This window comes from Streptomyces akebiae (assembly GCF_019599145.1).
Classification (GTDB): Bacteria; Actinomycetota; Actinomycetes; order Streptomycetales; family Streptomycetaceae; genus Streptomyces; species Streptomyces akebiae.
On sequence record NZ_CP080647.1, the window covers coordinates 7,093,676 to 7,116,615 of the forward strand.

Consider the following 22,940-nt stretch of genomic DNA (forward strand, 5'->3'; position numbering starts at 1 on the left):
GACATCCGTCCCTGATCGGATCAAGTGAGAGTGCCGCCCTCACCGTACGACACCAATGGTGAAATGAGAGGCATACGCATTAAGTCAAGTAAAGATGGCTGCGATCGCTACATAGGCGAATTAACCGGTTTGGCTACCGTACGAGGCGTGTTCCGCTCATCTGCGTCACCCTGCAGCAAGGAGTGCATGTGACTGTCAAGAAGGCGCTCATCACCGGTATCACCGGCCAGGACGGCTCCTACCTCGCGGAGCTGCTGCTGCAGAAGGGCTATGTGGTGCACGGAATGGTCCGTCGCGCCTCGACCTTCAACACGCAGCGCATCGACCATCTCTACCGGGATCCGCACGATCCCGAGGCGCGCATGTTCCTCCATTACGGCGATCTCACCGACGGCACCCGGATCGCCGGCCTCCTGGAGCAGGTCCAGCCGGACGAGGTCTACCACTTGGCGGCTCAGTCCCACGTCCGGGTCTCCTTCGACGAACCGGAGTTCACGGGTGACAGCACTGCGCTCGGAACGACGCGGCTGCTGGAGGCCATCAGGACGACGGGCCTTCCCTGCCGCTTCTACCAGGCCTCCAGCTCGGAGATGTTCGGAGCCTCGCCGCCGCCTCAGCACGAGGACACGCCCTTCCACCCTCGCTCTCCCTACGGTGTCGCCAAGGTCTACGCCTACTGGGCGACCCGCAACTACCGCGAGGCGTACGGGATGTACGCGGTCAACGGCATTCTGTTCAACCACGAGTCCCCTCGCCGTGGCCCCACCTTCGTCACACGCAAGGTGGCCATGGCCGCCGCACGCATCAAGGCGGGTCTGCAGGACGTCGTCTACCTCGGCAATCTCGACGCCCGACGGGACTGGGGGTACGCGGCCGAGTACGTCGAGGCGATGTGGCTGATGCTGCAACAGGCGGAACCGGATGACTATGTGGTCGCCACCGGCGCCAGCCACAGCGTGCGCGACTTCGTTGAACACTGTTTCGCCCATGTCGGTCTTGACTGGCAGGACCACGTGCGGTTCGACGAGCGTTATCTGAGGCCCACCGAGGTCGACGACCTGGTCGGTGATGCCACGAAAGCCGAGCGGGTCCTCGGATGGTGCCCGACAGTCCGCGCCCCTGAGCTGGCCCGTCTCATGGTCGATGCCGAAATCGCGGCGCATGAACCTGCGCCTTCCGCGCTGGACAGCCTGCCCGCGCCCGCCCCGATGCTGCGGATGGAAAGGCTCTGCCACGATGCGCCCGCCCCCGATACTGCCGGAGAGAGGAACCCCGTGTGACCGGCATCGCCACATGGAGACGCGGGCAGCGAGGAAGCAGCATGCGGACGAGCATCGCCGACCCCTCAAGACCCGGATCCCTCGCCCACTCGGCTCGCGCCAAACGCTGGCACGAACTGCTGCGTTGCTTTCCCGACCTGGCCGAGATGCGCGTTCTGGATCTCGGCGGGACCCCAGCTTCATGGCGCAGCGCACCCGTCCGGCTGGCGCATGTGGTGACGGTGAATCTCGACCCGCACACCGCCCGGCAGGCAGAGCCCGGCGTCATCCCGGTCGTGGGAGACGCGTGCGATCCCTTCCTGCCGGCCCACTTGTCGGCCGAGCGATTCGACCTCGTTTACTCGAACTCCGTCCTTGAACACGTCGGCGGCCACTACCGGCGGCAGCAGTTCGCCGAAGCGGTGCACCGCCACGGGACCCACCACTGGGTACAGACTCCCTACCGGTACTTCCCTGTCGAACCGCACTGGCTGTTCCCCGGCCTCCAGTGGTTTCCGGTCCGGGCTCGTATCGCTGTCTCCCAGCACTGGCCGTTCGGACACGTCCCCCGCGCCGGACGCGCGCAAGCGCTCCGTCATGTTCAGGAAGTCGAGCTTCTGTCGGTGACTGAGATGCGGTCCTACTTCCCCGCCTCCCGCATCTGGATCGAACGCTTCGCCGGGCTTCCCAAATCGCTGGTTGCGAGGAAAGCGACGGTGTCAGCCCTTCTCCGAACCCGGGTGAGTCCCACACCCCAAACCAATCGGTCCGCAGCCCATGACGCAGAGAATGAGCGAGGGAGTAGCGCATCCCATGACAATCCACCAAAGCGAGCAGACGACCCGAACGGCCACCGTCCCTCTGCTGGGATTCATCCGCAAGCCGATTGCGGGAATTCGCAGGATGCACCCATGGCTCTACCCGGCATGGCCGGCCCTGAACGGGCAGCGCTTCCGTCAGGAGATGTTCCGCTCCCTGCTTCAGGAGCTCCAGCCACAGGCCGTCTTCGAATCCGGAACCTACCGCGGTGCCACCACGCAATTCCTGTGGCACGTTTCCGGACGTCCCGTGTACACGGTGGAGAAAGAGCCTGCCTTCGCTCGTCTGGCAGCTCGACGCTTCCGGAACGTCTCGGACATCAGAGTGATCAAGTCGGACTCCAGGAAGGCGCTCCAGGGACTTCGCGAGAACTCCTCGTTCCCGAAGTCCCGCGTTCTCTTCTATCTCGACGCCCACTGGGAAGATGATCTGCCCCTCCGCGAAGAGGTGGCTGTCATCACCGACAGTTGGACGGACTCGTTGATCCTGATCGACGACTTCAAGGTTCCCGATGACCCCGGCTATGGGTTCGACACATACGCGGAGACACAGCTGTCGGTCGAGTACCTGGGCAATGCGGTCGGGGAGTACAAGGTCTTCTGGCCGAACTGTCCATCGGGCGAGGAAACCGGCGCACGTCGCGGCTGCGTACTGCTGGCGGCTCCGACCCTCGCCGACAGGATGGCAGCGCTGGATGCCGTGCGGAGCATGGACGACGGTGTGCCACTGTGCCGTGCGGGCAGCCGGTGAGCGCAGTCGCTGCACACCGGGCCGCCGACGGCACCAGGGGTACCGGTCATGCTGGCTTGCGGTGTCGGCTCGCATGGCTGAGCAGAGCACCCGGCAGAGCCGCAACCGGTAGGGAGTGAGCGTGACTGTCAGGGCGGCTCCCGTCGACGCCGAGGAGGCGAATGCCTCAGCGGCTCACACCCTTCCTGCGAGTCGGCCATTCTCATCGGCTTCCCGGCGTACACGTCACGCGATCGCAGGCACTATGGCCGTCATTTTGCTCCTGGCCGGGGGACGCTGGGTATCCCATATCGCGATTGGTCCCGTCTACATCGCCGACGTACTGCTGGCTGCCGCCGTTCTGCACACGGTGTGTTCCCGCCTCCTGGTCAAGCATCACTCGGGTAGCAACCAGGGGCCCGGTGTCCTGGTCGGACTGGTGGTTCTCGCCACGCTGGTTCGCGTCATCTCGTCCGAGGGGGAGGCGCTACTGATCGCACGCGACGCGGCGCCTTTCGTCTATGTGGCCGTCGCCTACCTCTCGGCAAGGGGATATCTCCTTGCGAGTGAGCCCGACCGGCGGCGGACGGCCCGGCTTGTCCACGGTGCACTGGTGATCCACTTGTGCTGGGTGGCGTGCGTAGTTCTGGTGCCCGACCTCTCATCGGCGCTCAGCGAGTCCTGGAGCGGTCCGACCCCGGAAGTGAGATCGGATCTCGACACAGCGTTGCTCGGCATCCTGGCGGGAGTGTCGATCCTTCGGTTCCGCCGCAAGGAGGGGACCTGGATGAGTGCATCGCTGGCCGGAGCCTCAGTGGCTCTGGCTCTCACCATGCACTCCAGAGCAGGTCTGCTTGCCTGCGGCATCTGCGTCGTGGCCGCTATGGCTGGCGGTGCCAACAGGAACGCCAGGGCTTCGGTTCGCACGGTGGCTCTCGGTGTGTCGGCGGTGATCCTGCTGATGGTGCTGCTTCCGAGCAGCCCGGCCGCTCAGCGCCTGATCGCGACTGTGGACCGGACAGCAGCCTCTCAGACGCTCGCCGTCAGTGCCGAAGGGACCTCGAACGCAAGGAAGGTGGCGTGGGAAAGGGTCATCAGATTCACGCTCGCCGACCCGGCCCGGGTAATGATCGGTGTCGGCTTCGGACCCGACTTTCTGAAGGACGCGGATGCAGATGTGGCGCTGGGTTCGCAGACCTACCAGGGAGTACGTTCCCCGCACAACTACCTCCTGACCGTTTTTGCGCGGCTCGGTCTCCTCGGACTGACCGTGATCGTCGCGCTTCTGGCCACAGTCCTCGCCGCCGCGATCAGGGAGCTGTGGGCACGACATCAGCCGGACGAACTCACGTTCATGTGTGTGCTCGTGGTGATGTCCTTGTTCGTCATCGCGATGCTGGGCGTTGTGTTGGAGTCTCCGTTCGGCGCAGTCCCCTTCTTCTGGGCCGGGGGAGTACTCCTGGCTCGCAGCCATCGGCGGCGACGCTCTTTGGCGAGAACAGCTCACGTGGCCCCGTCAGTCCCATACCGAGGGCGGCGCCTCATCGAAGCCCCTCCGGAGGGCGCCGGATCCCTGGCAGTGGTGGCCGAGTCGGCTCCTCCCCTCCCCATGGAGCCGACTGCACGGGCTGTACATCAGCGGTGACCGGCCACAGGAAGTGACATCGATGAGCTCATCGCCCCGTGAAAGCTCGGAGACCGAGGCCCCCGACGTGTCCGCAGTCGGATCCAGGCCCTCTCTACAGGCCGTCCTGAGATCGTTAGCCGCAAAGGCCGTTGTGCTCGTTCTGGGGGGAGCCGCCACCCTGCTGTCGGCGCGCAGTGTGGTCGAGACTCTCGGAATTGCCGGCTATGCGCTCGTCGCCCTGGTCAGTACGTTGCCGACCCTGCTCGCGGTCTGCGACCTCGGGGTCGGAGCCGCCGTGATCGACGCCTTCTCCAGCCGTGACCGCGAGCACATGCTCCGCACCATCACCGCGGGCGCCCGGACACTTCTGTGTGCAGGCTCAACCATTGCCGTGTGCGGAGTCCTGACGGCCGCCTCGGGAGCGACCGACTCACTGCTCGACAGCGCGTCCGGAGCGGATGTCGCCCCCTGCATCGCCGTCGTTGCCGTGCTGTTCGGCTGCAGCCTGCCTCTCAGCCTGGGCGGATCGGTGCTCGCGGGCCTGGGCCGCTATCACTTCGCCGTGCTGCTGCAAGGGGCCGGCACGCTGCTCGCATTGACCGTCGTACTGCTCGGTGCCGCGTATGACGCGCCTCCGGCGGTCTTCGTCGCATCTGTGCTCGTCGGACAGTGTGCCGCCGGAGCGGCCAGCCTGATGCTGGCCGGCCGCATGCTGAGGCTGCGCTTGCTCCGTGTCGTGCTCTTTCCGCTTCGTCGCTCACCAGGCACCCGAATCATGCAACTGGCAGGACCTATGGCTGTGATCAAGGTGACCTCCGCCGTCGCCTATGGTGCGGATCGCCTTGTCCTCAGCAGTGTCGCGCCCCCTGTCGCCGTGGCCGTCTATTCGGCGGGAGCCCAGCTCTACGCTCCTGCCTCCGCGCTCGTTGCAGCGGCGGCGCTGCCGCTGTGGCGAATGTTCAGTAGGCATCGTCGTACCTCCCCGCAGGCACCGCGTCGCCAACTGCTGCAACTCACGGCGTATTTCACCGCGGGCGGCCTAGTGATCAGTGTCCTGCTGGTGACCGCCGGCCCGACTGTGGCGAGTTGGATGCTGCACGACCGTGCTGCCGTCGGGCCGGGGCTGATGGCTGCCTTTTCCGCCTTGCTCCTCACCCACGCGGTGAACTACCCCGTGGCGATGTGGTTCTCGGATCCGGCAGGTCTCCGCTTCCAGGCTGTGCGTGCCGTCCTCATAGCCGTCGTCAACCTGGCGGTGTCGATTCCGCTGGCCTACTTCATGGGACCCGCAGGACCTGTGCTCGCCTCCGCCGGTGCCCACTTTCTGTGTGTGACCGTCCCCTGTCATCGCAGGGTCTTCAGTCGTCGTGGCAGGGCAGCGTAGTGCCGGCATCGGAACGCCGTCCCGATGCCTCGGCGGAGCCGTTGACGGATTCCTCGGGCGTCCACACGGGTGTCCCGCGGGCGCGTGGAGTCAGGTGACCTTGAGGCCCAGCTTCGAGGCGACGTGGTCGCGGAATTCGCCTACCCGTCGGATGCTCGCCGCGGGGGCCGAAGCGAAGTAGGACCGGAGTGCTTGGTCGACCTCTGGCTGAGGGCAGCCGATACGCGTGGCAAGCTGTGCCAAGGTCCCCTGCGGTTCGGTCAGTTCACGGACCACAGCCCTCGCCTTGATCCATCGGAGGTGCCCACCCGCCTGGACGAGGTAGTGAATGACGTCTCGCAAGGGACGCTGGGCCAGTGACGCGCACTCCCAGTCGACGATGCCCAGCCCTTGGGGAGTTCTGAGGATGTTCCAGGGCGCCAAGTCGCCGTGCCTCAACGAGCACGTGCCGTTGCCCGGTCTGCCGAGTGCCGCCGTGATGTCCAGCAGCTCGTCGCGGGAGAGCAGTCCCGCCTGGCGGCAGTTCGACCAGGCCCGACTCATCACCACGAAGTGGTCCCCCACGAAGTCCGCGAAGAGGAGTTCGGGGATCTTGAACGGAAGCCCCATCGAGGGGAGTTCTGTGAGGACTTCCCCTTCGTTCTGGAGACGCCGGTCATCGCCGTTGCCAACCTTGAGCACATAGCGAGGGCGGCCAGAAGCAGAGAGGGCGGCAACGCATCTTCCCGGCGTGGACGAGTGCATGAAGGCCATGCCGTCGACGTCCTTGGGCAACGCGTGGAGGAAGGTGTCCGCGAAGGCCAGCGGATTTTCGACCTTGGGCCCGATCTGCATGCGCATCATGAGCTGGTCGAAGAGGGCGGCCGCACGGCCGACAGGTCGCAAGGGCCGATCGATGACGCGCGCGGCTGCCGTGCCGTGTCGTCCGCCCGTGCTCCGCAACTCGATACGCCGGCCCAGTGGGCCGGCGCGCAACAGCCCGCGCTGCCAGGTGAACTGCGAAACGTCCACCTTCGTCATCTCACAGCCCTCGCCATGTAGAGCTGCTCGACCATCAGTCCTCCGGTGATCCTCTGCAGAGGCGGCCTGCATGCGACCGCATCGGCCCTTCTCAGAGCCGCAGCAGGCAGATTCCGGTGCAGGACGGGAGGGAAGGCCGAGAAGCCGCGGCGGGATTCGACCCGGAATCCGGATGCGTGCAGAAGTTCGATGATGTCCCTGTGCCGCAGCTCGTTCGGGCGCTCCGGCCTGCTCTTGGGCACGCGTACGGCGATGGACCGCAGACTGGGACAGTGCCCATGGTTGTTCAGGATGAGGAGAGCACCTGGCTCCATGTGCTGCCTGATCTTGCGGAGAACAGGCACCCTGACCTCTTCAGGCGCATTCAGAAGAAATCGAAAGACAGTGACGGCATCGTACGGGCCTGCCAGCAGGTTCTCGGTGAGTACGCAGCCGGTCCTGATGAGTGCTTCGGGGCTGGCCTCGGCCGCGTGCTTGGCCATCTCCGCCGAGATGTCAACGCCCGTCAACTCGTCCGCCACGCCTTCCAGTCCTCGCAGAATGCGGCCGGTTCCACAGGCGAAGTCGAGAACCCTGAGGCATCCGCGACGTGCCCGCTCACTCCGAAGCACGTCCAGGAGGACAGGCCTTTCAAGACGCCACACATGGTCGTCGTAGCTACCCTCGTCGTACTGGCGATTGTAACGTTCCACCCGTTCCTCGTCGACGAACTTGGTTTCATAGTTGCTCCAGCCTGAACGCATCATGCAGGACCCTCTTCTTGTCGGTCACAGTGGGAATTTCGGTTTCCTCTCAAGAGGAAACCCGTACGTCCACCAGCTGTTTGGCGCGACGTAGGGCACTTTCGTTCAACCACCAGCGAAGATCTTCGCTCCGGGCCAACCGATTGGCCCGCAACTGCCTGGTGTATCCATGGCTCGCCACCTTCTGGGCGGCGTGCACTGACATGCCCACAAGACGGGAGGTGCGTCGCGCTAGCGCTGTTCTGGGCAGGCCGTGTACCGACGACATGAGATCGAACTCGGCCTGGTACCTCTCGGCGGGTTGTTGCGTGACTTGAGCGTCATGCACCCGATATGCCGCCAACGGGCGGGGCAGGTAGCGAAAACGTGCTCCGTCGGCCGCCAGCGAGAGCCACAGATTCCAGTCCATGACCCTGCGCAGCCGTGGGTCCCAAGACGTCTGCGTCAAGCGGCGACGGCGCACGAAAGTGGCGCAGGACGGAATGAAGCAACCGTACTTACTCAAGGTGAAGTGCGAGAAGCGGTGCGCGGGGAGGAGCCTCAGGTACCTGCCATGCGCATCCACGAATACGCAGTCCCCGAAGACCACATCGGTTTCCGGTTCGGCGGCGATCACGTCGGCTACCACCGCGACGGCGTCCGGGAGGTAGAATTCGTCGGCGTTGAGCCAGCCGAGCCAGTCCGACGTGGCGCGGGCCGCAGCCCGGTTCATCGCGTCGGATTGCCCGCGATCGGGAATGCTCCTGTGATCCAGCTGGGGGTGCCGTCGCGAAAGATCCTCCAGCAGTTGCGCCGATCCGTCAGTGGACGCCCCGTCCTGCACGATGTGTCTGAGACCGGGGTAGCACTGACGTGCGACCGAGACCACCGCGTCCTCGATATATTGGCGATAGTTCATACTCGGCGTGAGAATGTCGATCGTGGGTCGTCCGATTGTCAATGGGTTCTCCCTGTCCATGCCCGCTCGGAAAGCGGCTCGATAACCGGAGATGAGCCCGCGCCCACCCTATTTTTGACGAGCCTGTCGTCCGCACATTGACACGCTGAGACACGCTCGGATGGCGAGTGCCGGTCAAGAGAGCCGGAGTGGGGCCCAGGCCGCCGCGTCAGTGCGACGAGGGTGTGCCGGCACCTCGGGACCGGCGATGCGCGGCCGGCTGCACCGCGCTCTCGTAGACGGCAGCCATGGCGGCTGTCCACGACGCTGCGGCGTACCGCTCGGCGTGTACTTCCCGGCAGTGCTCACGCAGTGCGGGAAAGAGGTCGCGAGCCGCTGTGAGCGCGTGCGGCAAATCGCCGGCGCCCCGGTAGACCGCGCCCGTACCGTCACGAAGCACACTGTCTGCCGCGGCTGACCCGCTCAGGGCAAGCACCGGCACCCCCGCGGCCATGGCCTCCTGATAGATGACAGGTGCCATTTCGGGGCAGACACTTGGGAAGATCAGTCCCGTGTAGTGGGGCAGTCGGCCCAGGAGCTGCTCACGGGGGAGCGCGCCAAGGATTCGACCCCCCTTGGGCAGGGCTTCCCTGCAAGCCCACTCCAACGGTCCGGACCCGATCACGTCCAGCCGTTCGCTCGCCGGCCAGTGTTCCAGTAGCGGGATGATGCCCTTCTCCTCGCTCAGCCGGCCCGCAAAGACCCACCGGCTGCCCGTTCCCGGTTCTTCCAAGGCGTCCCGGGAGCGCACGCCTCGTGCGGCGTCGACGAAATTCGGTACCAGAGCGAATTTCTCCGCCGGCAGCCCGAAGCGAAGGTAGAAGGCGCGGCTGTACTCGGAGAGCACCACCAGCCGGTTGGCCCGACGCAGTACGGGATGGGCTGCCGGACCTCTTCTACCGGCCCACGCAAGGGGGAACGTCGCTCTGCGCGCGCTCCGGTAGCAACTGTGCCGCAGTCCCGCCCACCGCTCTCCGTCGGGACATGCGGTGCACATCCTCCCGTCACGGAAGAGCGTCCCGGCCGCGCAGGCCGGACGGTAGTTGTGCACCGTGGCGACGAGGGCGCCAGGCCAGCGCTCCAGCCAGCTGGTGCCGAAGTTGGGGAAGAGGTTATGTACGTGAACGACATCAGGGGCCAGTCGCTCCAGTTCCGCCAGGGGCGACCGACCGTGGCCGGTCGTGACTCGGATCGCAGCCCGCAGGGTATACCCCGGCTCAGCCTGCAACGCGTCGGTGTGCGCGGCGACGATGGTCACCTCGTGCCCGGCGACGCGCAGCGCCTCCGCCTGGTCGAGCACGACGGTGTTCTCGCCGCTGGGCTGGAGCGAGGAGTAGAAGCTGTGCACCAGCGCCACTCGGTAGGTTGCGGGACGCCCGGGCGGACCCTCGGCCCGGAGGTGAGCTGTCTCGTTCACTCGGCCTTCCTCGGCATCCGTGTCGTTGAACAAGCGTGATGACCGTGTCACCGGCGGTTCCCGGCGACGAGTGCGAAGGCCGTCGTCGGGAAGAACCGTTCTCCGGCGGCCTGCAGCAGTCCCGATCGGGCGGACCGGTGGTGAAGCTTGACCTCCACGTCCTGGAAGGCCGGGTCGAGCAGGTCGCGCAGGGCCTCCTCGTCCGCGCCGTCGCGGACGACGTGGTACTCGACCGTGTCGGCCTCGTCGTAGATGCCGCGCCGCCGGCGCAGGCGGGCGGCACGGCCGTAGCCTCGCCCGAGGAGGTACGCGTTGCGGTCCGGACTCATGGACAGCCGGGAGCGGCAGGGATACGCCAGGGGAACCTGGGCGCTCAGGAACGCGCCGCCGGGAACGACTTGGTCGATGAGCTGCTCGACAGTGCCCAGGCGGTCCGGGTGGCGCAGGACGGAGACGCGCGCGACGGCGTCGACGGGCCCGGCTCGGCAGAGCGAGGTGCCGTCCTTGTCGTACGGCACGGTGACATTCGGATTGCGCCGGAATCGGCTCTGGAGAGAGCGGACGCTCGGTTCGCTCATCTCGGCCAACATGACCTGAGCTCGTGCAGCCACAAGATGATCGGTGAAGTTGCTGTGCCTGTCTCCCGGTTCGAGCACTCGGCATTGCCCATTCCGGTCGATGACCCCTTGCACCAGGGCACGCAGGTTTCCGATCAGCCGGTCACGCATCGTGTGGTGGCGGATATGCGGGGAGCCCTTTGCGTACTCTTGCCGGATTCGGTGCTCACGCTCTCGCAGCTCCCGCATAGACGGTTTCGCCGGAGTGATCGTCATGGCCGTACCCCAGGAACCTCATCAGGAATCTCGCGTTCCTGGCCGATGAGTTGGCCCGAATTCAGGCAATCGGCCGCCGGGTGCACCGCAGCGCCGCCGGTTCGCAGTGGACGGCTCGCCTGGCGTACCACGCCGCGCACGAAACGCGCGTTGCCGAACACGTAGCGCCGCCACAACCGACGCGGCTCGCTGCCCAGTCGGAACAGCCATTCCAGCCCGCTGCGCTGTATCCATGGCGGTGCCTGCCGCTTGGCACCGGCGATGAAGTCGAAGGCGGCGCCCACGGCCACGGCCACCACGGGAAGTGCGGCACACAGGTCGGCGGCCCAGCGATCCTGCTTGGGGGTGCCGAGGCCCACCCAGACGATGTCCGCGGCGACGCAACGGATGTCCTCCATCTGTTGCCGCAGTTCCTCGGGGGACAGCGGCCGGAAGGGCGGGGAACTGGTGCCGACGATCCGCGTCCCCGGACAACGCTGTCGCAGTTCCCGGTGCAGCGCGTCCAGCACCTGGGGCGTGGAGCCCAGCAGGTAGTGGTTCAGTTCGGTGTGCTGGGTCAGGGCGAAGACGTCCAGCAGGAGGTCGGGGCCGTAGACGCGCGTGCTCGGCAGGGTGGCACCACGGTGGAGCAGTTGGTTGGCCCATACGACCGGCTGTCCGTCGGGGAGGTTGAGAGAGGCCGAGCGCAGAATGCCGTGCAGCTCGGGGTCCCGGTCCGCGAGGGCGAGCGTGTACGCGTTGGACAGATGGACATCACTGCCAAGAGGGACACCGAGGGCGTCCGGTCCGTCGGTGTCCCCATGGCGTGCCGCGTGGATCCGATGGGCGAGGCGCACGACGTGGCGGGCCGCGCTCTCGCGGGTGTGCGCGGTGATGGGCACCCCCAGGCACTCCACCACGGGAGCGGGCGACGTCGGTCCTGTCGTTCGTGAGCTTGGTGGGGCGGTCATGAGGAAGCGGCTTCGGTGCTCAGCGGGAGTGCGGCGGGTCGGTTGTCGCGCTCGGCGAACTCGGAGAAGGGCAGGCGGCGTCGGAAGTCGGTGATGGTGTCGCACAGGCCGCGCTCCACCGGGGTCGTGGGCTCCCATCCCAGGAGGTCGCGGGCCAAGGTGATGTCCGGACGCCGCTTTTTCGGATCGTCCTCAGGACGGGGGACCAGCGTGACGTCGGAGCTGGACTGGGTGAGTTTGCTGATCCACTGGGCCAGTTCGAGCATGGAGACCTCGTGTGGATTGCCCAGGTTGACCGGCCCTCCATGGCTGCTGGCGAGCATCCGCATCAACCCGTCGACCACATCATCGACATAGCACAGGGATCGGGTCTGACTCCCGTCTCCGGTGACGGTGATCGGCTCTCCGCGCAGTGCCTGGCGAATGAAGGTGGGGATGGCCCGACCGTCGTCCAGGCGCATCCGCGGGCCGAAGGTGTTGAAGATGCGCACGATCTTGGCGTCGACGCCGCGGCTCCTGCGGTAGGCCATGGTCAGTGCCTCGCCGAAGCGTTTCGCTTCGTCGTACACCGACCGTGGACCGACCGGGTTGACATGGCCCCAGTAGTCCTCTGGCTGAGGGTGGATCAGGGGGTCGCCGTACGACTCGGAGGTGGAGGTCAGCAGGAATCGAGCATGCTTCGCGGCGGCCAGGTCCAGGGCGTGCCAGGTTCCGGCCGAGCCCACACGGAGTGTCTCCAGGGGCAGTCTCAGGTAGTCCGCGGGTGAGGCGGGCGAGGCCAGGTGGAGGACAGCGTCCACCGGCCCCGGCACGTCCAGCCCCTGAGTGACGTCCCAGCGGCAGAACCGGAAGTGTCGCTCGCCCATGAGATGTTCGATGTTGTCGACGCTGGATGTCATGAAGTTGTCCACGCAGACCACGTCGTGGCCCGCGTGGAGCAGTCGCTCACACAGGTGGGAGCCGACGAACCCGGCCCCGCCCGTCACTACCGCTCGCATGTAGGTCCTCTCGGTAGGCCCTGCCCAAGCTGGTGGACGGGGCAAGCCGCAGTGTCATTGGCGAAAATCAGGCACATGTCGTGTTTCTATCTATTAGCCAGACATGAGTTAAATGAGACGACAAGTGCGTGGAAACACCTCGCGGTGGAGCACCTTTCACTCGTCTGTCGCACTAGGAGAAGGGTCGCGGAATGTCGGCACCCGCTGCGGAGACGACTCGCTGCTGGTCAAACGCGTGCCGCCTGCGGCGATGGGCGGGGCGGGCGGCCAAACGGACCATCGACGTGGTGGGGGCCGTAGTGCTGCTCGTGCTGGCAGCGCCGGTGCTCCTCGCGGCCGTCGTCGCCGTGCGGGCCGACACTCCGGGGCCCGCACTGTTCCGTCAGTGGCGCACGGGTTGGCGCGGCAAGGAGTTCAAGCTCCTCAAGCTGCGCACCATGCAGGTCGGCTCCGAGGGATTGCGGGTGGCGCTGGCCGACCGAAACGAAGCCGGCGGGCAACTGTTCAAGATTCGCGAGGACCCCCGTGTCACCCCTGTGGGGCGTTGGCTGCGTCGTTACTCCCTGGACGAGCTGCCGCAGCTGCTCAACGTGCTGATGGGGCATATGTCGTTGGTCGGCCCTCGGCCGTTGCCGGTCGAGGACTCGGTGTTCACTGGGGAGGCCCGGCGTCGCCTGCTGGTCCGGCCGGGGCTCACCGGCTTGTGGCAGATCAGCGGCCGGTCCGACCTCGCATGGGAGGAGGCCCTGCGCCTGGACCTGGAATACGTCGACACCTGGTCGATCCGGAAGGACCTGGTCATCCTTGCGAGGACGCTGCCTGTCGTACTGCGCGGCGACGGTGCGTACTGACACCGCCGGCGCCGAGCCGCCGCCGCATCCGGTGTGGCCGCGTGGATCTTGGGAGTGCGCCATTGGGGGGAACTTGAGGCGTCTCACGTTAATTCCCGAGGGGATATGGACATATGGAAGAATGTTGGCATTTATTGGCGGCGCCGCCATCCGGACGCGAGATCAGCTGGGAGATTGGTGCAAGATGATCAAGTCCTCGCCGTGGCGGGCCGCCCTGGCTGCCACAGCCGTCACTTTCGTTGCCGCCGTACCGCTGGCGACCGCCCAGGCCGCGTATGCCGATGCGCCCACGAGTGTCTACCAGCCCTACCCACCGGAGTTGAGCACTACCACGGTGCCCGCGGGCGGAGTGATCTACTTCGTCGCAGAGGGGTTCGAGTCCGGCGAGGTGGTCACCGCAGCGCTCGTCCCGCAGTCCTCGACCACCCTCAGCGGATCGCCCCGCAGCGGGGACGGTGAAGGCGGCGGGGGCGGCGGGGGCAAGTGCAAGGACCAGGACGCGACCTACCAGGCCAACGCGAGGGGCACGGTGTTCGGGTGCTTCCAGGTGCCCAAGAACACTCCTCCCGGACCCTACCTGTTCACGCTCACCGGCGAGGAGTCGGGAAGCGTCTCCGCACCCGTGACGGTGACGGCAAAGAACGGGGCCGGGAATGAGCACGGGAACGGCCCCGGGAACGGGCACGGCCCCCGGGAGGGAAGCGCGGACGGGGCGAGCCTCCCCCTGGAAGGTGGCGCCGAAGGTCGACCCGGCACCGTCAAGGTCGTCGGCAACGGAAAGACCCTCGCCCTGAGTACCGGTGCCGCCGGGGAGCAGCCCGGCTCCGTCGGGACGACGAGTCAGCAGGGAGACCTTGCTCTGGCCGGCTACGGCGCGACCAGTCCGGTGAGTGGCAGCACGGTGCCGGCGGAGACCGGCCCGGGTACGAGCTGGGCGCTGGCGGGCGGAGCTGCCGGGCTGGCCGCCATCGCTGTCAAGGCGGTCACGGTCGTACGGCGCCGTCACACTCGCACCGAACAGGGCTGAGCCGGCCTGCAGCATGCGAATGCCGCGCCTCAGGAGAACCACCGAGCCGAACTATGCCGACAGCCTGGTCCGGTGGCTCCGTCACCGTCGTGCCGGGCTGCTCGTGGCCGCCCTCGCGGGCCTGCCTCTGGCCGGCGCCGGGTGGATCGTCGTCACCGGCCTGCTCGCCCATGACGAGCTGCTGGCCTCTCAACAGGCCTTGAACTCGCTGCGGCAACAGATTGCAGCAGGTCCCCTCGCGGAAGTGTCCGCGGGAGGTGCCGTGCCGGTGAAGCAGAAGCCCGACGCCGCCGTGCGCGCAGCCGCCGCACATGCTGCGCGAGCACACAGTCTCACCACCGGTCCGGCCTGGTACTCCGCCGCGCACGTGCCTGTCCTCGGTGGTCCCGTCCGCACCGTGCGCGGGGCCGCGGAGGCTGCTGAGCGGTTGACCCGCGAGGTGCTCTCCCCGCTGGCGGACACCGCCCCCCAACTCACCGCCGACACGGCCAAAGACGGTGGTCACCTGAGTCTCCCCGCGCTCCGCCGCGCCGCTCCGGTCCTCGATCAGGCCTCGCGCAGCGCCTCCGATGTGCGTCGCGAGGTCAACGAGTTGCCTCGCGATACCTGGCTGCCCGCCGTCGACCGGGCGCGAGCCCAGCTTGCCCGGAAACTCGACCGGATCGTCCCTGCCACGGGCGACGCCGCCGCGGCGGCGCGTGTGCTGCCGTCGATGCTGGGAGAGCGGAGCCCACGGCGGTACGTGGTGGTGTTCGAGAACACGGCCGAGGCGCGTGGCACCGGCGGGCTGCCCGGAGCGTTCGCGGTCCTCACCGCGGACCGGGGCCGTCTGGCGTTCGAATACTTCGGCAACGACACCGAGATGGCGGACGCCGTCGCGGCAGTCGACCCGGGCGACGAGTACGCCGCGTCGCACGGGCACAACGCACCCACTACTACCTGGGTCAACTCCAACCTCAGTCCGCACTTCCCGTACGCCGCCCGCATCTGGACGGCCGCATGGGAGGATCACACAGGTCAGAAGGTGGACGGCGCCTTCGCCCTCGATCCCAGTGCTCTGGCAGGGCTGCTCACCGCATCCGGCCCCGCCCGTCTGCCCGACGGTACCGCGGTCACCGCAGCCAATGTCGTGGATCTCACCGAGCGCAGCAGTTACGCGGCCTACGCGGACACTCGGGAGCGCAAGGCATTCTTCCTCAACGTGGCTCGCGCCGTCGCGGGGAGGCTGCTGGGGGTTGCGAACGATTCGCCGCGACGGACCGCGTTGTTCGCCGCCCTGAGCGGGCAGATGAGGTCGGGACGGGTCAAGATGTGGAGTGCTCACCCGTCCGAGCAGCGTGAACTCCGGCGACGCCCGTTCGGCGGTACCCTGCCCGACACCGCCGACCCGCTCGCCGGACTGGTCGTCAACAACGCGGCCGGCACCAAGCTGGACTACTACCTGGACCGGCGTCTGGAGTGGGCTCCTGGCCGGTGCGCCGCGGCCGGTCGTGAGGTCACCGTGACCGTGGACCTCACCAACAGAGCACCGGCCTCCGGACTCCCCCTGTATGTCACCCAGCGAGTGGACGCCCCTTCTTACCGGACCCGGCCCGGCGACAACCGTCTGCTGGTTTCGTACTACGCGAGTAAGGGGGCGAGGCTGGCCAAGGCGGCTCTGGACGGGCGACCGGTCATGGTGAACCAAGCTGCCGAGCGCGGTCACCCGGTCTACACCCTTGACCTGGAGCTGCCCGCAGGTTCCACCCGCACCCTGGAATTGCGCCTGCTGGAGAGCCCCTCAAGCCGTCCTCCGTTGCTGCTGCGCCAGCCGATGGTGCGGCCCTTGCGGGCCACGGTGCGGCCGTACCCGGCGTGTGGTGACTGACTGCTCGGCTTGTTCCTCGCTCTTGGCTTCCAGCCGCCTTGCCGCCTCGGGGATCCCTCAGGCTCGGGATTCGAGCGTGAGGTGCTCACCGTCAAGGGGCAGGCCCAGTACAGCTGCGGCGATCCGCTCCACCGGCTCGGCGATGCGTGCCGCGGTCTCCCGCGCCACCCGCATGGGGGCACCGTAGGGATCAGCCACGTCATCGTCGTCCGCACCGTTGCCGTCAGTTCCACGCCGTGCCGCGGCGCCCCTGACCAGCGCTGAGGCTCGCTCGGCAGGGTCCGTCGCACCCGCGGCGTCCTCCGGACTCAGCAACCGGCCGAACTCACGCAAGGTGAAAGCCCGCTGCAAGGCCCACAGCGGAGACAGTCGCACGGCCGCCTCGCGGTGCTCCGTGGCAGCCCCCAGCACCAGGTCGGCGTCCTCCACCAGTGCTGCCGTCAGCCGGCGAGCGAGCGCGCCGCACGGATCCCCGCCCAACTCGACGAGGAGGGTTGCCGCGGCCGGGTCCATGGGCGTTCCCGCCATGGCTGCGGTGCCGGCGCTGCTCACCCGGAAACTCTCCGATGTTTCTGGAGACGCGGCGAGCCGGGCCGTCAGCAGGCGCTCGGCCAGTGGGGAGCGGTGCAGATTTCCCGTGCAGACGACGAGCACGCGAAAGTGCGCGCCCCTGCGCCCCGGCATCGGCGAGGCAGGGGAAGGGCTCATGGGGGAAGTATCCCGCCACGTGTGGTCGTCTGGGGCGCGCCTCACCGGGTGACCCGACGCAGGAACACGGATGCTGCCTCGGGCGTCCCTGTCGCCCGCGCGCCCGCAAGCAACGTAGGGAGAGCCGGACTTAGAGGCCCTAACAGAAGTTGTTGATCAAGTGACTTTCGGTGTGGGTGGTCGTTGGTCTGGTCGTGGGAAAGCGACAGTCGCGGCCATGGATCGTGTCGGATGAACTGTGGTCGCTGATCGAGCCGTTGTTGCCCGAGCCGGGTCCGAAGCTGGTGGAGGGCCGGCCTCGGGTGCCGGACCGGCAGGCGTTGTGCGGGATCCTGTTCGTGCTGCACACCGGTATCCAGTGGGAGTACCTGCCGCAGGAGCTGGGCTTCGGCTCCGGCATGACGTGCTGGCGGCGCCTGGCCGCGTGGAACGAAGCAGGCGTGTGGGACAAACTGCACCTGGTGCTACTGAAGAAGCTGCGGGCGGCGAAGAAGCTGGACTGGTCGCGGGCGGTGATCGACTCCTCCCACGTCAGGGCGGCCCGAAGGGGCCCAAAAGCGGGCCCAGCCCGGTCGACCGCGCACGGCCGGGCAGCAAGCACCACGTCCTCACCGACGGCCAAGGCATCCCGCTCGCAGCCTCCCTGACCGGCGGCAACCGCAACGACGTCACCCAACTCCTGCCGCTGCTCGACAAGGTCCCCGCCGTGGCCGGCGTCGTCGGCCGGCTCCGACGCCGGCCCAACGCACTCCTCGCCGACCGCGGCTACGACCACGACAAGTACCGCCGGCTGCTGTGGGCGCGCGGCATCCGCCCGGTCATCGCCGAGCGAGGCCAGCCACACGGCTCCGGCCTGGGCATCTTCCGCTACGTGGTCGAGCGCACGATCGCCTGGCTGCACGGCTTCCGCCGCCTACGGATCCGCTGGGAACGACGCGACGACATCCACGAAGCCTTCCTCGGCCTCGCCACCTGCCTGATCACCCACCGCCACGTCCAACGCCTTTGTTAGGACCTCTTACGCCGAGTCCACCGCTCTGGCCGCGCACAGCGGGAAGATCCGGCGGCGTAGGGCAGACTGACGACGACGCGGTCCTGCTCATCGCCCATACCCGGCCCACCGCTCCCGATGACGTGGCGACATGCAGTCTTCCCAGCGATCTCCGGGCGGCAGGGCAGGCACGCGAATACGTCCGCGAGAAACTGGCGTCGTGGGGCTCGGACGACCTCGTCACCACACCGAACTCCTGGTCAGCGAGCTCGTCGGCAACGTCGTACGCCATGCCGCGTTCCCCGGTGTCGAACTGTACGCCGCCTATGCGCGAAGCCGAGCCGACTGGAGGTTCGTCGAACTCCCCGGAGGGCACGACCGCATCATCTCCGCCGCAGGCTCGGTCGCCACCTTGCTCGAGTTGCGCGATGTGCTGCTTTGTCCGGACGAGCCGGTGCGGACGATTGACTTGGCGCTCGCGCCGGAGCACCGTCCCGGCGGCGGAGCTGTGAGTTTCGCTTTGCGCGGTTGGACCAGGGCCCACCAGGTGGGCGGGGAGGAACACCGGACAGGCCCTGGTGGATACTGGGGGTCTGGGGGCGCGGGCGGACGTCGGGCGCCGACCCCTGTCACGGGTCCGTCAGTCGCGGTGCAGCCAGACCGTGGTGTCCGGCGGCAGCAGCCCGTCCTTGTCCAGCCGCGTTGCTGCGAGGAGGGGGGCCACAGGCATAGATGAGAAGCTGTTGTCTTTTCGGGCGTGATGGGTGCATTTCCGCTGGTCGGGGATAGCAGTGGTGATTCCGTGGGAGTCGTGGCCTGTCGGGTCGTCGTTCCCCGGGAGGTCACGGATGCCGTCGGTTGTCGGACTGCTGGAACAGCACGAGCTCGCAGCTCGCCGTCGAGTCGACGGGCTGCGGGAGGAGGCCGGCCGCATCCAGGCCGAGCTGGCTGCGGCTGAGCAGGAATGGCAGGAGTGGGCGATTGCCCGCAGGCGGGTCGACACGGTGCTGGCTCCGGATAGCGGCGACACCGCCGGCACGGAGGCCACCGGCGATCGGCGGGATGCGGACGCGCCGACGGAACCCCGGGACGCGGCGAAGCCGAAGTCGCAGGTGTCGGCGTGGCGCCAGGGGCTGGCCTGGTCGGCGCTGTCGGTCGACTACCAGCGCATCCTCACGGCGCTCGCAGACCGGGACCGGCTCCATCAAGGGCCGCTGACCTGCCAGGAGATGGCCGCGTTGTTCGGCATGGACGTGGTGCCGGCGCGGGTGGAGGCACTGCGGTCGAAGGCGAAACGCCTGGTCGCGCGGGGTTGGCTGGCCGAGCGGCAGCCGGGCCGGTTCACCTCGCGGCAGGCGTGACCGGGCCAGGCGGCGCGTCATGAGCAGGGTCATCGACCAGTAGATCATCGCCTCGGCGCTGGTGGTGCGCCGCTCGAAGTCGCGCACCAGACGGCGGCTTCGCATCAGGTGGGCGAAGAGGCGCTCGACGATCCACCGCTTTGGCAGCACCACGAACCCCTTCTGGTCGTCGCTGCGTTTGACGATCGCCAGGACCAGGGTGAACGTGGCCAGGCAGTACTCGACGAGGCTGCCGGTGTAGCCGTCGTCGGCCCAGACCAGTTCGAGGCGGTGGTGCACGTCGGCGAGCTGCCCGAGCAGGACCTGGGCGGCGATGCGGTCGCCGGTGTCCGCGGCGGTGACCATTACGCCCAGCAGCAGACCGAGCGTGTCGACCACGACGTGCCGCTTGCGGCCGTTGATCAGCTTGCCGCCGTCGAAGCCCCGACTGTCCCCACCGACGACGGCGTCCGCCTTGACGGACTGCGAATCGATCACTGCGGCCGTCGGCTCCGCATCCCGCCCCAACTCCTCGCGCACCCTCGCGCGCAACCGGTCGTGGAACTCCTTGACCAGCAAGTTGTCGCGCCAGCGGCGGAAGAATGCGTAAATGCGGTCCCACGGCGGAAAGTCGACGGGCATCGCTCGCCACTTGATCCCGTTGTCCACGAGATACCGGATCGCATCGAGCATCACCCGGTGGCAGTACGCCTCCGGCCGGCCGCCCCGGCCACGCATCCAGCCCGGCACCGGCAGCAGCGGGCGGATGACGGCCCACTCCCCGTCCGTCATGTCCGTCGGATAGCGAGGCTGCCGCGTCCCGTTGTCGGCGGCGTTTCCGAACCGGTGAGCCAGGCAGTCACACTCCCAGGTGACCGCGCTGGACTGCCCGGCCATCGGCACGCAAGACTGCTGCACCAGGGCCTCCTGCTGCTCGGTGATTCGACACCAACGAGCTGTTCAGGAGGCCCTGTCCGTATGCGCCCAGCGTCCCGCGACCACCCGATCGGGACTCCCGTTCGACGCGCATCCCGCAAGATCGAAAAGACAACAGCTTCTGAGCTTGACTCTGTCGGGAATCTTGGACTCGGCGGAGTCAACTGCCCAGGGTTCGCCAGGACTTCGGGCGAGGGATCTCGCGCTGGTCGAGGTAGTTCTGGAAGGCAGTCGGCCGGCGTGTCGGCGTACACACGATCGTCCCCGGTCGCGTACGAGTGAAAAGGGCCGTTTGATGGTGCGGTGAATCGTGGTGCCCGGCAGTCTGCTGCTCGTCCGGTGAAGGGTGGCGGAGGGCGGTGACGCGGTGGTTTTGGACCCGCAGCGCTGGCTGGAACTGCGGCGGTTCCGTGCTCTGGTCGAGTTAGGAGCGGTCAGTCTGACGGAGGTGGCCAAGGAGACTGGGCTGGACCGCAAGACGGTCCGCAAGTATCTGTCGAGCACGGCGGCGTCGGTGCCGCCGAGGCGGACGTCGAACGGCCGGCCCCGGAAGAAAGTGGTCGACGAGGTTGCCCCGTTGATCGACGCGATGCTGCGGGCAGAGATCCTCATCAAGGGCGCCGTGGTGCACGAGCGTCTGGTGAAGGAGTACGGCTCGACGATCAACTATCAGCGGGTCAAGCTCTATCTGCAGGAGGCACGGCCGCGGATCGCGGGTGAACTGGGCATCGAGCCGCGGGAGTTGGCGGGTATGCACCGCCGCTTCGAGGTGGTTCCCGGGGCCCAGGCTCAGGTCGACTGGGGCGACGAAGGCAAGATCCTCGCCCACCTGGGAATCCCGAAGGTCTACTCGTTCCATATGGTGCTGTCGTACTCGCGCGATCCGTTCTGCTGCTTCACCACGAGCCAGGACCTGCAGACCTTCTTCGACTGCCACCGGCGGGCGTTTGCGCACTTCGGCGGGGTGCCGATGTCGATCGTCTACGACCGGACCAAGACCGTCGTGCGCCGGCACGTCGCCCCGGGCGAGGCGGTGCTGCTGCATCCGGAAGCGGTCGGCTTCGCCGGCCACTACGACTTCGATATCGACGTGCTGGCCGCCTACCGGCCCACCGGCAAGGGCCGGGTCGAACGCCAGGTGTTGATCGTGCGTGATCACGTGCTGGCCGGCCGGGCGTTCTCCTCGCTCGAGGAGCTGGATGCCGCCTTCATGGCGTGGGTGCCGCAGCGACGCGCCCGCACCCACGCCACCCACCACGAGGTCATCGGACACCGCGCCGCCCGGGATCACGCCGCCCTCAAGCCGTTGCCGCCCTCGCCCTATCTGGTGGCCGAGCGGCATCTGCGGCCGGTCGGCAAGGACTGCCTGGTCGCGTTCGGCGGAAACCTCTACTCGGTGCCCGCCCGCAAGGTCCGCCCGCGTCAGCTGGTCGAGATCAGAGCGACAAAATCCCAGGTCATGCTGCACACGACGGTCCCCGATGCCAGCGGCGAGACCCTGCTGTCCAGCCATCCGCGGGCAGTCGGCCGCGGCGTGGTCGTCAAGCAGGACGAGCACTGGGATGGCCTGCCGACCGGCAAGAACCGCCGCACCACGACGGGCGACGAGCCGCCACCACCGCGGAGCGAGTCCTCCGTGTCCGGTCGCATCGGGCCGTTGCAGGCCCTGTTGAACCGGGCCGCTGCAACCCAGATCGAGGTCGGGAGACGGCCGTTGTCGGTCTATGACGAACTGACCGGCACCCGCATCCGCACCACGGCCGGCAAGCTCGGCCTGCCCCACCTCGCGGAAACCATCAACGAATACGCCCGCCGGGCCGACGAGGCGAAGATGGGCTACCTCGACTTCCTCGACCTGGTCCTGTCCGAAGAACTCGCCGTCCGCGACGACCGCCGCTTCCGCCAGGGCCTGCGGCTGTCGAAGCTGCCGCACCACAAGACGCTGGACGAGTACGACTTCTCCTTCCAGCCCGAGCTCGACCCTCGCAAGGTCAAAGACCTCGCCAGCCTCTCCTTCGTCGACGGCAAGGCGAACGCCGCGCTGCTGGGGCCACCCGGGGTGGGCAAGACGCATATCGCCGTCGCTCTCGCGGTCGCGGCCTGCCGGGCCGGCTACTCGATCTACTTCACCAGCCTCGACGACATGGTCCGCAGCCTGAAGGCCGCCGAAGCGGCAGGCCGACTGGTCAACAAACTCGGCACCTACCTGCGGCCGAGCGTCCTCGTGGTCGACGAAGTGGGCTACCAGCCCCTCGAACGCGCCGAGGCGAACCTGGTCTTCCAGGTCATCTCCAAGCGCTACGAGAAGGGCTCCATCATCCTGACCTCGAACAAGACCTTCAGCGAATGGGGCCAGGTCTTCGGCGACGAGGTCCTCGCCACCGCCATCCTCGACCGCCTCCTGCACCACTGCGAAGTGATCGCGATCAACGGCCCGAGCTACCGGCTCAAGAACCGCCTCCAGGCCATCGAGCGAGAGACCGACGTGGCCTAACAACTGGGGA

Annotated in this window: 17 protein-coding genes and 4 pseudogenes; 11 read left to right on the forward strand and 10 right to left on the reverse strand. The window is 67.5% G+C overall.

The genetic code is table 11. The features are described 5' to 3' along the window. Nucleotides 1-188 precede the first annotated feature (188 nt). Entirely contained in the window at nucleotides 189-1,280 is a 1,092-nt protein-coding gene (gene gmd / locus K1J60_RS30690) for a GDP-mannose 4,6-dehydratase (RefSeq protein ID WP_220649041.1), read from the forward strand. A 179-nt stretch (nucleotides 1,281-1,459) separates the two neighbouring features. Here the strand turns inward: gmd and K1J60_RS30695 are convergent, their stop codons facing one another. Further along, nucleotides 1,460-1,693, reverse strand: coding sequence for a hypothetical protein (locus K1J60_RS30695; protein WP_220649042.1), 234 nt, complete (start codon nucleotides 1,691-1,693; stop codon nucleotides 1,460-1,462). Nucleotides 1,694-2,072: 379 nt separating this feature from the next. Here K1J60_RS30695 and K1J60_RS30700 point away from each other — a divergent pair, with 379 nt between their 5' ends. The 3 genes from K1J60_RS30700 to K1J60_RS30710 all read left to right on the forward strand — a co-directional run bounded on the left by K1J60_RS30700 (nucleotide 2,073) and on the right by K1J60_RS30710 (nucleotide 5,818). After that, nucleotides 2,073-2,828 carry an O-methyltransferase gene (locus K1J60_RS30700; protein ID WP_220649043.1) on the forward strand — a complete coding sequence of 252 codons (756 nt, stop codon included), beginning with the start codon at nucleotides 2,073-2,075 and terminating at the stop codon, nucleotides 2,826-2,828. Between the two features lie 244 nt (nucleotides 2,829-3,072). Further along, entirely contained in the window at nucleotides 3,073-4,452 is a 1,380-nt protein-coding gene (locus K1J60_RS30705) for an O-antigen ligase family protein (protein ID WP_220649044.1), read from the forward strand. A 133-nt stretch (nucleotides 4,453-4,585) separates the two neighbouring features. Next, nucleotides 4,586-5,818, forward strand: a complete 1,233-nt coding sequence (locus K1J60_RS30710; protein ID WP_220649045.1) for a lipopolysaccharide biosynthesis protein — start codon at nucleotides 4,586-4,588, stop codon at nucleotides 5,816-5,818. A gap of 90 nt (nucleotides 5,819-5,908) precedes the next feature. Here the strand turns inward: K1J60_RS30710 and K1J60_RS30715 are convergent, their stop codons facing one another. The 7 genes from K1J60_RS30715 to K1J60_RS30745 form a co-directional block, all read right to left on the reverse strand. After that, nucleotides 5,909-6,838 (reverse strand): phosphotransferase, encoded by a 930-nt coding sequence (locus tag K1J60_RS30715; RefSeq protein ID WP_220649046.1) that lies wholly within the window; start codon nucleotides 6,836-6,838, stop codon nucleotides 5,909-5,911. After that, nucleotides 6,835-7,584, reverse strand: a complete 750-nt coding sequence (locus K1J60_RS30720; protein WP_220649047.1) for a class I SAM-dependent DNA methyltransferase — start codon at nucleotides 7,582-7,584, stop codon at nucleotides 6,835-6,837. The genes K1J60_RS30715 and K1J60_RS30720 overlap by 4 nt, the downstream gene beginning before the upstream one ends. A 46-nt stretch (nucleotides 7,585-7,630) precedes the next feature. Next, on the reverse strand, nucleotides 7,631-8,539 hold the full coding sequence (locus tag K1J60_RS30725) for a glycosyltransferase family 2 protein (protein WP_259407989.1): 909 nt from the start codon (nucleotides 8,537-8,539) through the stop codon (nucleotides 7,631-7,633). A 148-nt stretch (nucleotides 8,540-8,687) separates the two neighbouring features. Next, entirely contained in the window at nucleotides 8,688-9,968 is a 1,281-nt protein-coding gene (locus tag K1J60_RS30730; protein WP_220649049.1) for a glycosyltransferase family 4 protein, read from the reverse strand. Nucleotides 9,969-9,982: 14 nt separating this feature from the next. Next, nucleotides 9,983-10,513, reverse strand: coding sequence for an SAM-dependent methyltransferase (locus K1J60_RS30735; RefSeq protein ID WP_259407990.1), 531 nt, complete (start codon nucleotides 10,511-10,513; stop codon nucleotides 9,983-9,985). Between the two features lie 251 nt (nucleotides 10,514-10,764). Continuing rightward, complete coding sequence (locus K1J60_RS30740) at nucleotides 10,765-11,649, reverse strand: WecB/TagA/CpsF family glycosyltransferase (RefSeq protein ID WP_259407991.1); 885 nt, start codon at nucleotides 11,647-11,649, stop codon at nucleotides 10,765-10,767. Nucleotides 11,650-11,714: 65 nt separating this feature from the next. Next, nucleotides 11,715-12,716, reverse strand: a complete 1,002-nt coding sequence (locus tag K1J60_RS30745; RefSeq protein ID WP_220649051.1) for a UDP-glucuronic acid decarboxylase family protein — start codon at nucleotides 12,714-12,716, stop codon at nucleotides 11,715-11,717. A gap of 260 nt (nucleotides 12,717-12,976) precedes the next feature. Here K1J60_RS30745 and K1J60_RS30750 point away from each other — a divergent pair. The 3 genes and pseudogenes from K1J60_RS30750 to K1J60_RS30760 form a co-directional block, all read left to right on the forward strand. Then, nucleotides 12,977-13,567, forward strand: a pseudogene (locus tag K1J60_RS30750) (sugar transferase); the annotation flags it as partial. A 184-nt stretch (nucleotides 13,568-13,751) separates the two neighbouring features. Beyond that, nucleotides 13,752-14,594, forward strand: a complete 843-nt coding sequence (locus tag K1J60_RS30755) for a hypothetical protein (RefSeq protein WP_220649053.1) — start codon at nucleotides 13,752-13,754, stop codon at nucleotides 14,592-14,594. 13 nt (nucleotides 14,595-14,607) lie between these two features. Beyond that, the gene (locus K1J60_RS30760; protein WP_259407992.1) at nucleotides 14,608-16,461 is read left to right on the forward strand and encodes a DUF4012 domain-containing protein; all 1,854 of its coding nucleotides are present in this window, start codon (nucleotides 14,608-14,610) and stop codon (nucleotides 16,459-16,461) included. Between the two features lie 57 nt (nucleotides 16,462-16,518). Here the strand turns inward: K1J60_RS30760 and K1J60_RS30765 are convergent, their stop codons facing one another. After that, nucleotides 16,519-17,169: an arsenate reductase/protein-tyrosine-phosphatase family protein gene (locus tag K1J60_RS30765; RefSeq protein ID WP_259407993.1), complete on the reverse strand. Its 651-nt coding sequence runs from the start codon at nucleotides 17,167-17,169 to the stop codon at nucleotides 16,519-16,521. Between the two features lie 194 nt (nucleotides 17,170-17,363). Between K1J60_RS30765 and K1J60_RS30770 the strand changes: the two genes are divergently transcribed. Both K1J60_RS30770 and K1J60_RS46795 read left to right on the forward strand, forming a co-directional pair. Continuing rightward, nucleotides 17,364-18,181 (forward strand): IS5 family transposase gene (locus K1J60_RS30770; protein WP_450166656.1). Its coding sequence is split into 2 segments (ribosomal slippage): nucleotides 17,364-17,709 and nucleotides 17,709-18,181, totalling 819 coding nucleotides; the frame shifts between segments, so codons are not numbered across the junction. Nucleotides 18,182-19,008: 827 nt separating this feature from the next. Further along, nucleotides 19,009-19,544: pseudogene (locus K1J60_RS46795) on the forward strand (hypothetical protein). A 25-nt stretch (nucleotides 19,545-19,569) separates the two neighbouring features. Here the strand turns inward: K1J60_RS46795 and K1J60_RS30775 are convergent. Then, nucleotides 19,570-20,397: pseudogene (locus K1J60_RS30775) on the reverse strand (IS5 family transposase); the annotation flags it as partial. A gap of 406 nt (nucleotides 20,398-20,803) precedes the next feature. On the opposite strand from K1J60_RS30775, the pseudogene istA reads away from it, so the two are divergent. Both istA and istB read left to right on the forward strand, forming a co-directional pair. Beyond that, a pseudogene (gene istA, locus K1J60_RS30780) lies at nucleotides 20,804-21,967 on the forward strand (IS21 family transposase); the annotation flags it as partial. A gap of 183 nt (nucleotides 21,968-22,150) precedes the next feature. Next, nucleotides 22,151-22,930 carry an IS21-like element helper ATPase IstB gene (gene istB, locus K1J60_RS30785; RefSeq protein WP_220649054.1) on the forward strand — a complete coding sequence of 260 codons (780 nt, stop codon included), beginning with the start codon at nucleotides 22,151-22,153 and terminating at the stop codon, nucleotides 22,928-22,930. Nucleotides 22,931-22,940 lie beyond the last annotated feature (10 nt).